At 70.7% G+C, this 14,918-nt stretch carries 13 protein-coding genes; 9 read left to right on the forward strand and 4 right to left on the reverse strand.

Annotated elements, in window-relative coordinates; genetic code table 11:
* Window positions 1-29: 29 nt before the first annotated feature.
* Together AEQ27_RS11420 and AEQ27_RS11425 are read left to right on the forward strand one after the other, a co-directional pair.
* The gene (locus tag AEQ27_RS11420) at window positions 30-977 is read left to right on the forward strand and encodes a DnaJ domain-containing protein (RefSeq protein ID WP_054146770.1); all 948 of its coding nucleotides are present in this window, start codon (window positions 30-32) and stop codon (window positions 975-977) included.
* A 561-nt stretch (window positions 978-1,538) separates the two neighbouring features.
* Window positions 1,539-2,522 (forward strand): NUDIX hydrolase, encoded by a 984-nt coding sequence (locus AEQ27_RS11425; protein WP_054146771.1) that lies wholly within the window; start codon window positions 1,539-1,541, stop codon window positions 2,520-2,522.
* A gap of 62 nt (window positions 2,523-2,584) precedes the next feature.
* Here AEQ27_RS11425 and AEQ27_RS11430 read toward each other — a convergent pair whose 3' ends face one another.
* Window positions 2,585-4,087, reverse strand: a complete 1,503-nt coding sequence (locus AEQ27_RS11430; RefSeq protein ID WP_235451071.1) for a S1C family serine protease — start codon at window positions 4,085-4,087, stop codon at window positions 2,585-2,587.
* A 233-nt stretch (window positions 4,088-4,320) separates the two neighbouring features.
* On the opposite strand from AEQ27_RS11430, the gene AEQ27_RS11435 reads away from it, so the two are divergent.
* The 3 genes from AEQ27_RS11435 to AEQ27_RS11445 all read left to right on the forward strand — a co-directional run bounded on the left by AEQ27_RS11435 (window position 4,321) and on the right by AEQ27_RS11445 (window position 6,213).
* On the forward strand, window positions 4,321-4,809 hold the full coding sequence (locus AEQ27_RS11435; RefSeq protein WP_054146772.1) for an FHA domain-containing protein: 489 nt from the start codon (window positions 4,321-4,323) through the stop codon (window positions 4,807-4,809).
* 2 nt (window positions 4,810-4,811) lie between these two features.
* Window positions 4,812-5,510, forward strand: a complete 699-nt coding sequence (locus AEQ27_RS11440; RefSeq protein WP_054146773.1) for a MerR family transcriptional regulator — start codon at window positions 4,812-4,814, stop codon at window positions 5,508-5,510.
* A gap of 154 nt (window positions 5,511-5,664) precedes the next feature.
* Window positions 5,665-6,213, forward strand: a complete 549-nt coding sequence (locus tag AEQ27_RS11445; protein WP_054146799.1) for a MerR family transcriptional regulator — start codon at window positions 5,665-5,667, stop codon at window positions 6,211-6,213.
* Window positions 6,214-6,307: 94 nt separating this feature from the next.
* On the opposite strand, the gene AEQ27_RS11450 is transcribed toward AEQ27_RS11445, so the two are convergent.
* Window positions 6,308-7,120 (reverse strand): ParA family protein, encoded by an 813-nt coding sequence (locus AEQ27_RS11450; protein WP_054146774.1) that lies wholly within the window; start codon window positions 7,118-7,120, stop codon window positions 6,308-6,310.
* Between the two features lie 163 nt (window positions 7,121-7,283).
* Here AEQ27_RS11450 and def point away from each other — a divergent pair, with 163 nt between their 5' ends.
* Window positions 7,284-7,781 carry a peptide deformylase gene (gene def, locus AEQ27_RS11455; protein ID WP_054146775.1) on the forward strand — a complete coding sequence of 166 codons (498 nt, stop codon included), beginning with the start codon at window positions 7,284-7,286 and terminating at the stop codon, window positions 7,779-7,781.
* Here def and AEQ27_RS11460 read toward each other — a convergent pair whose 3' ends face one another.
* Window positions 7,782-9,620, reverse strand: coding sequence for a long-chain fatty acid--CoA ligase (locus AEQ27_RS11460; RefSeq protein WP_054146776.1), 1,839 nt, complete (start codon window positions 9,618-9,620; stop codon window positions 7,782-7,784).
* A 101-nt stretch (window positions 9,621-9,721) separates the two neighbouring features.
* Between AEQ27_RS11460 and AEQ27_RS11465 the strand changes: the two genes are divergently transcribed.
* The 3 genes from AEQ27_RS11465 (at window position 9,722) to AEQ27_RS11475 (ending at window position 12,816) form a co-directional block, all read left to right on the forward strand.
* Window positions 9,722-10,672, forward strand: a complete 951-nt coding sequence (locus AEQ27_RS11465; RefSeq protein ID WP_054146777.1) for an ROK family glucokinase — start codon at window positions 9,722-9,724, stop codon at window positions 10,670-10,672.
* Window positions 10,673-10,702: 30 nt separating this feature from the next.
* Window positions 10,703-11,392, forward strand: a complete 690-nt coding sequence (locus AEQ27_RS11470; protein ID WP_054146778.1) for a 1-acyl-sn-glycerol-3-phosphate acyltransferase — start codon at window positions 10,703-10,705, stop codon at window positions 11,390-11,392.
* Between the two features lie 95 nt (window positions 11,393-11,487).
* Entirely contained in the window at window positions 11,488-12,816 is a 1,329-nt protein-coding gene (locus AEQ27_RS11475) for a class II 3-deoxy-7-phosphoheptulonate synthase (protein WP_054146800.1), read from the forward strand.
* An 88-nt stretch (window positions 12,817-12,904) separates the two neighbouring features.
* On the opposite strand, the gene pknB is transcribed toward AEQ27_RS11475, so the two are convergent.
* Window positions 12,905-14,863 (reverse strand): Stk1 family PASTA domain-containing Ser/Thr kinase, encoded by a 1,959-nt coding sequence (gene pknB, locus AEQ27_RS11480; protein ID WP_054146779.1) that lies wholly within the window; start codon window positions 14,861-14,863, stop codon window positions 12,905-12,907.
* Window positions 14,864-14,918: the final 55 nt, after the last annotated feature.

Below are 14,918 nucleotides of genomic sequence, written 5' to 3' on the forward strand. Positions count from 1 at the left end.
TCCAGCGGACGTTCGGTAATGTCGCCGTCGTGACGCCCAGTCCCGCCTCCGCCACGCCCTACGAGGTGCTCGGCGTGCCGTCGACGGCGTCGACCGACGACCTGCGCCGGGCCTACCGACGGCTGGCCCGCCAGACCCACCCCGACCTCGGGGGCACCGCTCAGGCCTTCCGCGACCTGCAGCACGCCTGGCAACAGGTGGGCACGCCCGAGGCCCGTGCCGCCTACGACCGGGGGGCGGGCTCACGAAGCACCGCTCCCACGGGCAGCGCGCGGTCCGCGGGGTCGAGTGCCCCCGGCTGGTCACCGCCGCCCCGCGAGCCGGCTCGCACCGATTCCAAGCCCAAGGCCCGGGTCCACGGTCACCCCGGGGGTGCGAACCGCGAGCGGTACCTCGGCCTAATGCGCGAGTGGGTCGGTCGGGGAGTCCCGCTCGACGACCCGTACGACGAGCGCCTCGTCCGGAGCGCGCCTCCCGAGATCCGTCACGTCCTGGCCGACGCCATGGCCGAAGAGGCCACCGTGGCCGCGGTCACCGAGCTCGGCATCGGCTTCACCATCTGGAGCGACGTCGACGCGGGTGCCGAGGGCAAGCTCGACCACGTCGTGCTCGGACCGTCGGGCCTCTTCGCAGTCCAGTCCTCCGACTGGGGCAGCGAGGTCCAGGTGTCCCGGGGCGAGCTCGTCGGTCGGGGCATCCCCGCCGACGAAGAGCCCGTCCGCGACCTCACGCGTCAGGCCCGGGCCGTCCGACGAGAGACCCGCGTGTCGTTCACGGCCCAGTTGATCGTCGTGCCCGACGACGACTTCGCTCCCGCCCTCGAGAAGGTCGGGCGGCGCGCGGGCGGCACCTGGGTCGTGCGCCGGTCGCTGCTGCCGCAGGTCCTGCGGCACGGGCCCGAGCTCGGCGACCGCACGAGCATCTCGGACGTCTTCGAGGTGCGGGCGCGACTGCAGCAGGCCATTCGGTTCGTCTGACGGGGGCTGGTGCCCGACGTCCGACAGGGTCCACGCTGGGCGGGACGCCGGCGTCCGTCCCGCGCCGGAGAGGGGCCACCGTGTTCCGTCCGCAGTCCGGCTGGACCGGGTTCGGCGTCGACGACGTGCCCGCCGCCACGTCCTTCTCCCGCGACGTCCTCGGCCTCGAGACCGAGGTCGTCGTCGACGACGCCGCCCTCGACGGGCTGGCCGAGCTCGGTCTCGAACCACAGCATCTCGGCGGCCGCTCCGACGAGCGTGGTGTGATGCGCGGGCGCAGCGTGGGGTGGGCCCCGACATCGCCTGGTTCACGGACCCGGCCGGCAACGTCTTCTCCGTGCAGCAGCCCTGACCTGCTCGACCCGACACCGGACCCGAGGAGGCGCGGTGCTGGAACCGGGGGAGGGCTGGCCCGACATCGGGTCGCGGGCCAGCCCCATGCATGCCTTCGGAGCTCCCGCCCCGTCGGTTTGGTCGCCCGCCACCGCGTCGACCGGTCGACGTGACGTCCTGCGCGCGACGCGGGCACCGCCTCCTCGTCCCTGTGGCAAGCTCGACCGTGTGAACACGCAGGAGCCCGCGGACGGCTGGGTCGAGGCCCCCGACGGACGTCGGTTCTGGGGCCGCGCCGGGGCCGCGGGTCTGCTCGTCGTCGACCCCGACGACCGGGTGCTGCTGCAGCACCGGGCCGACTGGAGTCACTTCGGCGGCACGTGGGGGCTGCCCGGCGGCGCCCGCCATCACGGCGAGAGCGCGGTCGAGGGCGCCCTGCGCGAGAGCGGTGAAGAGGCAGCCGTGCCGCGCGACGCGTTGCGACTGCTGTTCGCGGCCGAGCTCGACCTCGGCTTCTGGTCGTACACGACCGTCGTGGCCCGCGCCGTGCGTCCGTTCGAACCCGTGGTGTCCGACGCCGAGAGCATCGCCCTGGGCTGGGTGCCCGCCGACGAGGTGGTCGGTCTCCCGTTGCACCCCGGTTTCGCCGCCTCGTGGCCGAGGCTCCGGCCCGAGCTCAGGAGCGATGTGCACGTCGTCGTCGACGTCGCGAACGTCCTCGGCTCCCGACCCGACGGATGGTGGCGCGACCGCGTCGGCGCCACGAACCGGTTCCTGGACACCCTCTCGCGCGGCGCCCGGGACGGAGTGGCCGAGTCGTTGGTCTCGTCCGGCGGCGGAGGGGACGACACGCCGGTCGCGCCGAGTGGGCCGGACCGGAGTGCCTCCCCGACGGACGCCGCGGCGTTCGCGGACGGCACCGCCGCCGAACCGCCCGGGGCACCCACCTGGCGGTGGCCGGAGACGACCGCCGTCGTCGAAGGCGAGGCGCGGGCCGTCGGCGACACGTTCCCCGGTCTGACCGTCGACCGTGCCGAGGCCGACGGCGACTCGGCGATCGTGGCCCGCGTGCGCGGCCTGCGCGACGTGTCCGGCGTGGCGCCCCGTGTCGTCGTCGTGACCGCCGACCGGGGCCTCACCGATCGGGTGGCCGCCCTCGGGGCGACCGTCGTGCGTCCCGGCGTCTTCCGCCACGCCGTCGGCCTCGACTGACACGGACGGACGGGCCCGCACCACCGACCGGTGGCGCGGGCCCGTCCGTCCCCGATCTCGGATCAGGCGGCGGGTCCGTCGCCCAACGTGACCGTCGCGGTGTGGGACGTGCCGGCCGTGTCGGTCCAGGTGACCGAGACCTGGTCGCCCGAGTCGTGAGCCTGGATCGCGGCCGTGAGTGCGGACGAGTCCGCCACGGCCGTCCCGTCGATCGCGGTGATCACGTCGCCGGCCACGAGGCCGGCCGACGCGGCCGCGCTGCCCTCGACGGTGCCGGCGATCGTGACGCCGCCCGCGGTGCCGGTCGCCGTGCTCGAGATCTGCGCGCCGAGGAAGGCGGGCAGGCCGATCTGCACGGTGGAACTCCCCGTGCCCGACTGGATCTGCTTGGCGATCGACAGGGCGTGATCGATCGGGATGGCGTACCCGGTGATCGTCGAGGAGCCCTGCGAAGCCGCCGTCACGATGCCGACGACGTCGCCGTCGCCGTCGCGCAGCGGGCCGCCGGAGTCGCCCGAGACCACGTCCGCGTCGACCTCGATGAGACCCGACAGCGACTCGGTGCCCGAGCCGGACTCGCTCTGGACCGTGATCGACTGGTCCGTGGCGAGGACCGTGCCCTGGGCGGTGACCAGGTCGCCCGTGCCCTCGGCGTTGCCCGTCGAGTGGACGACGTCCCCCGTGGCCACGTCGCCGGACGAGTCGAAGCTCACCGGGGTGAGGCCGGTCGCGTTCTGCAGCTTGAGCACGGCCACGTCGTTCGTGGCGTCCGTGCCCACGACGTCGGCCGTGTAGGTCTCGCCCGTCGACTCGACGGTCACCTGGATGCTGGTCGCGCCCTGGACGACGTGGTTGTTCGTCAGGATGAGCCCGCCCGAGGTCAGGATCATGCCCGTGCCCGCGGACTTGTACGAGGCGTCGTAGTTCAGGGTCGACACGATGGTGACGACGCCGGCCTTCTCCTCGTCGGTCGCCGCCGTGGCGCTGGTCTGGGTCGAGGTCCCCTGCTGCGACGACCCGCCCTGTGACGATCCGTCCTGCGGGGTCGAGCCGCCGAACGGGGACGTCGAGCCGCTCGACCCGCTGCCCGGCTGCGTGAGCTGGGGCAGCAGCTCGAGGGCCTGGCGTTCGCTGGCGGCCTGTGCCGCTGCGGTTCCGGCCGAGCGACCGGCGGCGGAGGCACCCCCCCCCGCCGCACCCGCGACGATGACGACGGCCGCCGCCGCACCGGTGAGGGCGAGCCACTTCTTCGACCGGCGGGGCCTGGGCGAGCCGCCGAAGGCTGGGGGCACCGTGCCGTGTGCACCGTCACCACCGGTCGTCGCGGGCGTTCCCGGCGTCGCGGCGTACGACTGGCGCGCGTCGTCGTGGGCCATCCAGGTCGGGGCCGCCGAAACGGAGCGTGCGTCGGACGCGCCGGTGACGTGGGGGGGCGTGTGTGCCTCGGCGGGCTGCCCGGTGGCCTGCTCGGCGTTCTCCCCGCCCTGCTGCTCGGTCGACGCGGAGGGCGTCACGGGCGTGGCGTCGTCCGGGGTGCCGGTGGTGTCGCCGTCTCGGTCGTTCATGGTGTGCCTCCTGTGGCGGTGGTGGTGACGATGGGTCCATGGAACGGTGCGACCCCAAGAGATCCCTATGACCAGACCCTGAGGCGGTGGGGAGTCCCATGAGGAGGCGCGGTGAACGAAGCCGAGATCGTCTCACCACGGCCGGTACCCGCCATCCGGGCGGGCGGTCCCCGAAATCGGTTCCCGACGAGGGTCGGAGTTCCGATACGCTGGGACGCCAAAGGAGGTCCACGATGGCACAGCCCGCCAACCCGGCACCCGGCGAGCAGGACCGCGCTCCCGGCGCCCCTCGCGAGGTCGACACGACCCTCAGCTTTAACGAAGAGTTCCAGGCGCAACTGGCAGCCCTCGAGGGAGGCGTGTCCACCGACGAGCGTGACGCCGTCGCCGCCCTGCCTTCGGGTTCCGCGCTCCTCGTGGTCCGCCGCGGCCCCAACATCGGCGCACGATTCCTCCTCGACTCCGACGTCACGATCGCCGGGCGTCACCCCGAGGCCGGCATCTTCCTCGACGACGTCACGGTCAGCCGCAAGCACGCCGAGTTCCGCCGCGAGGGCCTCAGCTTCAGCGTGCACGATCTCGGGTCGTTGAACGGCACCTACTTCGACGGTGTCCGCATCGACGAGGCCCGGCTCTCCGACGGGGCCGAGGTCCAGGTCGGCAAGTTCCGCCTCACGTTCTACGCATCGCGGGTCGACCTCGCGAACCTGGCGATCAAGTAGTCGTGCCCCGCACCGCCGCCGCCCGGTCGTCGCAGACCGGGCCGTCCGACCTGTTGACGATCGGGCAGGTCCTCTCGCGGCTGAAGCCCGAGTTCCCCGACCTGTCGAACAGCAAGCTGCGCTTCCTCGAAGAGCGCGAGTTGGTCACGCCGGTGCGCACCCCGTCCGGCTACCGCAAGTTCTCGCCGGCAGACGTCGAGCGCCTCCGCTTCATTCTCGGGCTCCAGCGTGACCACTACCTGCCGCTCAAGGTCATCCGTCAGCACCTCGCCGACCTCGACGCCGGGCGCCCGGCGTCGCTCCCGTCCGGGGCGGCACCCGTCTCGATCCTGACGCACGGTCGTCGGCTCGGTCGCGACGAGTTGCTGCGCGAGACGGGGGCGTCTCCCGCCCTGCTCGACGAGGCCGTCTCGGCGTCGCTCCTGCCGTCGGCGGGTCGATACGGTGACGAGGCGGTCTCGGTGCTGTCGGCCCTCGTCGAGCTGGGCAGGTCAGGCATCGAACCTCGGCACCTACGGCCGGTCCGTGCCTCGGTCGACCGCGAACTCGGCCTCATCGAGACGGCCCTCGCTCCGCTCGCGCGCAAGCACGACGCGGCGTCCCGCGCGCGGGTCGCCGAGCTCTCCCGCGAGCTCGCGGCGCAGGTCGACGTCGTCCGCTCGGGCCTGGTCCGATCCGCTCTGGGGCGTCTCGACGCCTAGACGTCCACGCTCCGGGCGAATATCCTCGACACGCCGACCCGTCGGAGCGAATGTCGCCCAGGCAGCTCCCCGTTGTGGGTACCGTGAGTCCTGTACAACCATCAACCCGATGTTGAACGTTGAGCTCCGGAAGAAGAACGTGGAAGGCAACAGCATGAGTGAGTCAGGTTCCCCCGAGGAATCCCGCTACGAGCTGGGTCTGCTCTTCACCGACGGTCTGCCCGAACACGACGCCGACAGCGGATACCGCGGCACCGTCGCGGCCAAGGCCGCCGGAATCAGCTACCGCCAGCTCGACTACTGGGCGCGCACCGAACTGGTCGAGCCGACCATCCGCGGCGCAGCAGGCTCGGGCTCGCAGCGCCTCTACGGTTTCCGCGACATCCTCGTCCTCAAGCTCGTCAAGCGCCTCCTCGACACGGGCATCTCGCTCCAGCAGATCCGCACGGCCGTCAACCAGCTCCGCGAAGCCGGGGTGAACGACCTCGCCCAGACGACCCTGATGAGCGACGGGGCCAGCGTCTACCTGTGCACGTCGGACGACGAGGTCATCGACCTCGTCAGCCGCGGTCAGGGCGTCTTCGGCATCGCCGTGGGCAAGGTCCTCCGCGAGGTCGAGTCGAGTCTCGTCGAGATCGACAGCACACCCGCCTCCGATCCGTCCGACGAGCTCGCGGCCCGACGCGGCACACGCGCCAGCTGATCAGCCCTCGACCGCGTCACGTGGTCGAGAACGACGAAGGCCCCGCACGATCTCGTGCGGGGCCTTCGCCGTCGCGTCGGGGACGGGTGCCGGCTCAGCGGGCGGCGGGCTCGGCGTAGTCACCGATCTTGGCCGTGCGCATGATCCGCTCGAGCAACTGGTCGAAGTTGCGGGCCATCTCCTGAGCGCTCTCGCCGGGCCAGGCATGCAAGGGCTTGGCCGCGCCCTGGGCCTGCTGCAGCGACGTGCGCTCGGGAAGCTGAGGCGACAGGACGAGGGGGCCGAACATGTCGCGCAACTCCTTGATGCGGAACTGGTGCTCGAGCGACTGCACGCGGGCGCGGTTGACGATGATGCCCAGTGGCTGGAGGCGCGGTGACAGACCCCGACGGATCTCCTCGATGGCGCGGAGCGCTCGGTCGGCAGCGGCCACGCTGAACAGACCCGGTTCGGTGACGACCGTCACGCGGTCGGACGCGGCCCACGCCGTGCGCGTCAGGGCGTTGAGCGACGGGGCGCAGTCGATCAGGACGAGGTCGTAGTCGGCCTCGACGTTGGCCAGGGCCTCCTCGAGCTTCCAGATGTCACGGATCGACGGGTGCGGACCGTCGAAGTTGATGGCCGAGGGGCTGCCGATCATGACGTCGACCTTGCCCTGGCGACCCTTCGTCCAGCCGCTGGGCGCGATCGCCGCCCGGACCGTCTTCTCTTTCGGCGAAGCGAGGACGTCCGCGACGTTGAGGTGGCCCGAGACCGTGATGTCGAGGCCGGTCGAGACGTCGGACTGGGGATCGAGGTCGACGACGAGGGTCCTGAGACCTTTGGCGAAGGCGGCCGACGTGAGTCCGAGCGTCACCGTCGTCTTGCCGACGCCCCCTTTGAGAGAGCTGACGCTGAGTACATGCACGACACAGACGATACCTTCACTACTGTTGAATCACCCAACAGCCACGTCGATGCGGCGTGCGTCCGCTTCCACGAAGTGACCGCGCCGGCCCGCCCGTCGTCGTCGTCACGGTGTCGCGACGTGTCGTCCGCACCACACCCAGACCCACCCCAGGAGGCGCGCCGTGAGCGTGAGACCCATCCGCCTGTTCGGCGATCCCGTCCTTCGATCGACGTCCGACCCCGTGACGATCGGTGACCCGCGCCTCGCGTCCCTGGTCGAGGATCTCCTCGACACCGTTCGCGAGCCGGGACGGGCCGGGGTCGCGGCCACCCAGATCGGGGTGTCCCTCCGTGCTTTCAGCTACAACGTCGACGGGCAGGTCGGCTACGTCCTGAACCCCGTCGTCGTCGAGGTCTCGGGCGAGAAGACCCTGGTCGACGAAGGCTGTCTCTCGGTACCCGGGTTCTGGTTCCCGACCCCGCGCTACGAGTACGCCCGGGTCGAGGGGGTCGACCTCGACGGCCGCAAGGTCGTGCTCGAGGGCACCGGGCTCATGGCCCAGGCCCTGCAGCACGAGACGGACCACCTCGACGGCACGCTCTACGTACTCACCCTCGAGCCCGAGACGAAGCGCGAGGCCATGCGCGAGATCCGTGCCGCCGACTGGTGGCGGGCGTGATCACCGTCCCCGTGCGGTGATCGTCCGCACCGACTCGGTGTCGGGGTGGGCGGTGTAGATGTCGGCGATCTGCTGGGCGAAGTCGTTCACCACGACGGCACGCTTGACGCTCATCTTGGGGGTGAGGTGACCACCGGCCTCGGTGAACTCGACCGGCAGGATCTCGAACTTGCGGACCGACTCGGCCCGCGAGACGGCGGCGTTCGCGGCGTCGACGGCCCGTTGGACCTCGGCGCGGACCTTCGGGTGCCGGGCGGCCTCGGCCAGGGGCATGTCGGCCGCCTCGCCGGCGTTGTTCAGCCACACGGGCAGCATCTCGGTGTCGAGGGTGACGAGGGCGGCGACGAACGGCCGCTGGTCACCCACGACGACGACCTGACCGACCAAGGGATTCGCCCTGATCGGGTCCTCGAGAGCCGCGGGGGAGACGTTCTTGCCTCCGGCGGTGACGATGATCTCCTTCTTCCGGCCGGTGATGGTGAGATAGCCGTCGGCGTCGAGCGAGCCGAGGTCTCCGGTGCGGAACCATCCGTCGTCCAGGACGGCAGCCGTGGCCTCGTCGTCCTTCCAGTACCCCGCGAAGACGTTGACGCCCTTGACGAGCACTTCTCCGTCGTCGGCGGTCCTGATGCCGACCCCGGGCAACGCCGGCCCGACCGTTCCGATCTTGAACTTCGAGACGAGGTTCACGGCCGCCGGAGCCGTGGTCTCGGTCAGCCCGTAGCCCTCGAGGATGCGGATGTCGAGACTGCGGAAGAAGTGCCCGAGGCGCGTGCCGAGTGGAGCCGAACCCGAGACGGCGTAGCGGATGTTGCCACCCATGGCCTTCTTGAGCTTGCCGTACACGAGTCTGTCGAACAGCGCGAAGCGGAGCTTGAGGCCCAGGGGCACGGTGCCTTCGTCGAGTGCTTTGCTGTGGGCGATGGCGACGGCGACGGCCTGCCGGAAGATGCCGCCCTTGCCCCCGGCCTCGGCCTTCTGCTCGGCAGAGTTGTAGACCTTCTCGAAGACGCGGGGGACCGCGAGCAGGAAGCTCGGCTTGAACGAGGCCAGTGAGGGCAGCAACTGCTTCGTGTCGGCCTGATGGCCGACCTTCACCCCGGCGTGGACCGACATCACCGCGATGAAGCGCGCGAAGACGTGCGCGGTCGTCACGAACAGGAGGGTGGACGAGCCGGGGGCCACGACGTCGCCCATGGCGACGGCGGCGTTGCGGCTCGTCTCGACGAAGTTGGCGTGGGTCAGCACGCATCCCTTGGGGCGGCCCGTGGTGCCCGAGGTGTAGATGATCGTGGCGACGTCGTCGGCGACGGCCGCGCTGCGGCGGGTCTCGAGTTCGTCGTCGGACACGTGGACACCTGAGGCGGCGAGTTTGTCGAGGTCGCCCAGGTCGATCTGCCAGACGCGCGTCACGGCGGGCAGCTCGGGGTGCACCTCGTCGAACCGCGAGAAGTGGTCCGCGGTCTCGACGATGACGGCCACGGCCTCCGAGTCGCTGAGGTTCCAGAGGACCTGTGCGGGCGACGAGGTCTCGTAGACAGGGACGAGCAGGGCACCGGCGAACCACGGCGCGAAATCGACGAGGGTCCACTCGTAGCGCGTGCGGCACATGAGGCCGATCTTGTCGCCTGGTCCGACGCCTGCTGCGATGAGTCCCTTCGCGAGGGCCCGTACCTGCTCGAGGAACCGGGATGCCGTGACGTCGCGCCACCCGCCCGTTCCGTCCGGGACGGCGAAGAGGGGCTCGTCAGGCGTGGCCGCGGCCCGGGCGAGCAGGAGGTCGGTCACGTTGGCGGACGGGTCGGCGGGGACGGCGGATGGGACGATGTGTTCGTTCACGGCAGCTCCTTCGGTACCGAACGATGGTTCGACAACCCTAACGTGACCTCGCCGGGGGCGGTGCTGAACGTGATCGGTCGTCGAGGATAGACTCGATCCTCGTGCAGGCAATCGGAATCGACATCGGTGGGACGAAGATCGCGGGCGGGGTGGTCACCGAGTTCGGCGAGATCGTCGACGAAGAGCGAGTCGCGACGCCCGCGGGTGACGCGGGGGCGATCGTCGACGCGGTCGTCGACATGATCACCTCGTTGCAGGCACGCCACCCCGCCGTCGTCGCCGCGGGAGTGGCCGCTCCCGGCTTCATCGACGCCGCCCAGTCGACCGTCTACTACACACCCAACATCGCATGGCGGAACGAACCCCTGCGGGCGCGGTTGTCCGAACGACTCGACCTGCACATCACGATCGACAACGACGCGAACGCCGCCGGCTGGGCCGAGTTCCGGTTCGGGGCCGGCCGTCTCGCCAGCGACATGACCATGCTCACCATCGGCACGGGGGTCGGCGGTGCCATCGTGGCGCAGGACCGCCTCCTGCGCGGGGGCTTCGGCACGGGTGGCGAGCTCGGTCACATGCGGATCGTGCCCGACGGCCTTCCCTGCGGCTGCGGGGCCCGCGGGTGCATCGAGCAGTACGGCTCGGGCCGCGCGCTGCTGCGGATCGCAGGTGAGGTCGCCGACGAGGGTGGCGTCGGCCGCGGCCTCGCCGATCTGCGCGCCGAGAGCGGTGAGCTCTCGGGCCACGACGTCAGCCTCCTGCTCCAGTCCGGCGACGTCGGTGCCGTCGAGGCCCTGCGCCGTCTCGGCACCTGGCTCGGTCAGGCCGCCGCGTCGCTGAGCGCGATCCTCGACCCGCAGGTCTTCGTCTTCGGCGGTGGCGTGGCGCAATCCGGCGAGCTGCTGCTGGCACCCGTGCGCGCGGCGTACCTCGAGCACCTGCCTGCTCGCGGCTACCATCCCGAGCCCGAGTTCGTGATCGCCGAGCTCGTGAACGACGCGGGGGTCGTGGGGGCCGCCGACCTCGCCCGCCTCCACGCCGGCGACCGCTAGACTCCCGACGCCCCGACGAGAGGAGCACCGATGCTCTACTGGTTCCTGAAGACGATGGTCGCGAGTCCACTCGTGCTGTCGATCTTCCGACCGTGGGTCAGCGGTCGCGAGCACGTCCCGGACTCGGGTGCCGTCATCTTCGCGAGCAACCACCTCTCGTTCGTCGACTCGATCTTCCTGCCGCTCGCCCTCGATCGGCGCATCTCCTTCCTCGCCAAGAGCGACTACTTCACCGGCAAGGGCATCAAGGGCTGGGCCATCCGGCTGTTCTTCACGGCCACGGGGCAGCTCTCCATCGACCGGTCCGGGGGCAAGGCCTCCGAGGCCTCGCTGGCGACGGGCCTGTCGGTCCTGCGCCGCGGAGAGCAACTCGGCATCTACCCCGAGGGCACCCGGAGCCCCGACGGCAAGCTGTACCGCGGCCGGACGGGGGTGGCGCGCATGATCCTCGAGGGTCACGTGCCCGTGATCCCCGTCGCCATGATCGGAACAGAGAAGGTCATGAAGACCGGGACCAAGATCCCGCGTCTGCACCGCGTCGGAATCGTCTTCGGCGAGCCGCTCGACTTCAGCCGCTTCGAGGGCATGGAGGGCGACCGGTTCATCCTGCGGTCCATCACGGACGAGATCATGTACGAGCTCAACGCCCTCAGCGGCCAGCAGTACCGCGACGTCTACGCGACCAGCGTGAAAGAGAAGCGCTCGACCCTTTCACGGTAGGCTCGCCTGTCGAGGTCGTTCGGCCTCGAGACCGTCAACTGGCAAGGAAGACCGTGGCCCAGCTCACCGAACCGTTCGTCGTCACCGATCCCGACGTGATCGACGGTCTCGACCATTGGCGCACGCTCCCCATCAAGCAGCAGCCCACCTGGCACGACGGTGCAGCCGTCGAGGCCGCCTCGGCCGAGCTGTCCACCCTGCCGCCACTCGTCTTCGCCGGCGAGGTCGACACCCTCCGCACGCGGTTGGCCTCGGCGGCCCGGGGCGAGGCGTTCCTGCTGCAGGGCGGTGACTGCGCCGAGACCTTCGCAGGAGCGACCGCCGACCAGATCCGTGACCGCGTCAAGACCATCCTGCAGATGGCAGTGGTCCTCACGTACGGCGCGTCCGTCCCCGTCATCAAGATGGGCCGCATGGCCGGCCAGTTCGCCAAGCCGCGCTCCAGCGACACCGAGACCCGGGACGGCGTGACGCTGCCGGCCTACCGCGGTGACATCGTGAACGGCTACGACTTCACCCCCGAGTCCCGGCGCGCGGATGCGTCTCGACTGGTGAAGGGGTACCACACCTCGGCTTCGACGATCAACCTGATCCGGGCCTTCACACAGGGCGGCTTCGCCGACCTCCGTCAGGTGCACAGCTGGAACAAGGGCTTCGCCAGCAACCCGGCCAACGCGCAGTACGAACACCTCGCCCGCGAGATCGACAAGGCGATCCGCTTCATGGAGGCGGCCGGGGCGGACTTCGACGAGCTCAAGCGCGTCGAGTTCTACACCAGCCACGAGGGCCTGCTCATGGACTACGAGCGCCCCCTGACCCGGATCGACTCGCGCACGGGCACTCCGTACGTGCTCTCGTCCCACTTCGTGTGGATCGGCGAACGGACCCGCGACCTCGACGGTGCCCACGTCGACTTCCTCTCGCGGGTGCGCAACCCGATCGGTGTGAAGCTGGGCCCGACGACGACGGCCGACGACATGCTGCGCCTCATCGACAAGCTCGACCCCGAGCGTGAGCCCGGGCGTCTGACCTTCATCACCCGCATGGGCGCGGGCACGATCCGTGATGCCCTGCCTCCCCTCCTCGAGGCCATCAAGCAGGCGGACGCGACGCCCCTGTGGGTCAGTGATCCCATGCACGGCAACGGTCTGACGACGCCCGCGGGCTACAAGACGCGGCGGTTCGAAGAGATCGTGGACGAGGTGAAGGGGTTCTTCGAGGCCCATCGTGCAGCCGGAACGCACCCCGGCGGAATCCACATCGAGTTGACCGGTGACGACGTCACCGAGTGCCTGGGGGGTTCCGAGCACATCGACGAAGCGACGCTCGCCACTCGCTACGAGTCCCTCTGCGACCCGCGACTCAACCACATGCAGTCACTCGAACTGGCCTTCCTGGTGTCCGAAGAGCTCGCTGCGGACTGACTCTCGTCGTCACGTCGACGGCCCCGGGACCATCGGTCCCCGGGGCCGTCGTCGTGTGGGTGCCCTCGACGTCAGGCGGTGTCGCGTGTCATTCGACCCGGTACGAGAGGGTGATGGTCGCGCCCTTGGTGGCGGTCAGGCCGGCCTCGGGGTCGGTCGCGGTGACCGGCAGGCTGGCCTCCCAGTCGTAGAACGCGCAGGTGAACGCCGTGCAGCGGGGGTAGCTCACCCGGAAGCCGAGCCCCTGCAACTGTGACGTGGCCGCATCGATGGTCTTGCCCCGGACGTCCGGGATCGTGATGGGCGGCGGGCCCTTCGACACGACGAGGTTGACCGTGTCGCCCTGGCGGAGTGCCCCCTCGGCCTGCTGCTCGTAACGGATGACCTCCCCCGAGGTGACTCCGTCGCTGAACTCCGTCCCGCTCTCGACGCCCGTCAACTGGACCCCCGCGAGGGCGCTCTGCGCATCCGCCACGGAGAGGCCCGCCACATCCGGAACGGGTCCGAGCGAGACGGTGAGCGTCACCGGCTGCTGCTCGCCGTATTGGGCGGCCCCGGCGAGATCGACCGGGGTGCCGGCGTCGTCCACGCCGCTGATCGCGAGGACGGTGCCGGCGGCGGACGCGTCGAACTGACTCGACGTGGGCTGCAGCGTGAAGTCCGAGAGTGCGTCCGTGGCAGCTTTCGCGGTCCCGCCGACGACCGTGGGCACCGGCAGCTGACGGGGTCCCTGGGAGACCACGAGGGTGATCGTGGAACCCTTCTGCACCCGGGACGTGGCGTCGGGGTCCGTGCGCGTGACCTGGCCCGTGGGCACCACCGGGGAGAAGTCCGACTGGGGGTCGGGCGCGACCACGAAGCCGGCCGACGTGAGGGCGGCCGATGCCGCAGCAGGGTCCTGTCCCGTCACGTCGGGGACGGACGCCTGGGCGCCGGGCCCCGAACCGAACCACCAGCCCACCCCTCCTGCGAGCAGCGCCACCACGACGACGAGGGCCATGAGCACCCGACCCCGTCGCCGACGCCGGTCGGCGACGGCGGCGAGGGTCGTGGCGGCGTCGTCGGGTTCCGCCTGGACCGGTCCGGTCCGGTGCCGGGCCTTCGGCAGGATCTGCGTCTCGCCCGTGCCGCCCGACGGCAGGACGGAGGTCGCGCCGGCGGCCGGGAGCACCATCGTCCTGTGGGCGGGCGGTCCCGACGGGTCGGCGAGCACCCGTTGCACGTCGAGCAGCTGGTCGAGCAGGGCTCGGGCGTCTCGCGGGCGCTGCTCGGGGTCGCGTGCGGTGGCCCAGAGGACGAGTTCGTCCAGCTCGACCGGTACGCGGGGGTTGGCCGAGCTGGGGGTCGGGACCGTGTCGTTGGCGTGCTGGTACGCGATCTGCATGGGCTGGTCGCCCTTGTAGGGTTGCTCGCCCGTGAGCATCTCGTACAGCATGATGCCGAGGGCGTAGATGTCACTGCGGGTGTCGGCGATGCCCCGGGTCACGAGTTCGGGGGAGAGGTAGGCGATCGTCCCCAGCAGGGCGGCGCCCGTGGCCGTGTTGGCCGTCGCGGCCCGCGCCAGGCCGAAGTCGCCGATCTTGATGCGTCCGTCGTCGGCGAGGAGGACGTTCTCGGGCTTGAGGTCACGGTGCACGATGCCGGCCCGGTGGGCGGCGGCGAGACCGGCGAGGACCGCTTCGAGGATGTCCATCGCCTGCTCGGGCGTCAGCACCTTGTGGTCCTGCAGGAGTTCTCGCAACGTGATGCCGGGCAAGTACTCCATGACGAGGTACGCCGAGTCGTCGTCCTGTCCCTGGTCGAAGACGTTGACGACGTTGGGGTGCGCCAAGCGGGCGGCCGATCGCGCCTCCTGGATGAAGCGCTCCTTGAACGACGCGTCGTCGGCGAGGTGGCCGTGCATGATCTTGATGGCCACGCGACGCTCGAGTCGCAGGTCGGTGGCCAGGTAGACCGTGGCCATGCCGCCTCGGGCGATGCGTGAACGGACCTCGTACCGGCCCTCGATGAGACGGCCGATCATCGGGTCAGTCTGGTTCACGCTCACCCTCGTGATTTTACGGACCGAGGGCCGTGCCGGTGCCTCAACTCACCGCACGGCG

This window comes from Frigoribacterium sp. RIT-PI-h (assembly GCF_001297205.1).
Classification (GTDB): domain Bacteria; phylum Actinomycetota; class Actinomycetes; order Actinomycetales; family Microbacteriaceae; genus Frigoribacterium.

Excerpts from the sequence above, each read along its gene's own strand:
- AEQ27_RS11430 (WP_235451071.1), bottom strand. The coding sequence starts at position 4,087 with ATGAACGACCGAGACGGCGACACCACCGGCACCCCGGACGACGCCACG.
- AEQ27_RS11435 (WP_054146772.1), top strand. The coding sequence starts at position 4,321 with ATGGCACAGCCCGCCAACCCGGCACCCGGCGAGCAGGACCGCGCTCCC.
- AEQ27_RS11445 (WP_054146799.1), top strand. The coding sequence starts at position 5,665 with ATGAGTGAGTCAGGTTCCCCCGAGGAATCCCGCTACGAGCTGGGTCTG.
- AEQ27_RS11470 (WP_054146778.1), top strand. The coding sequence starts at position 10,703 with ATGCTCTACTGGTTCCTGAAGACGATGGTCGCGAGTCCACTCGTGCTG.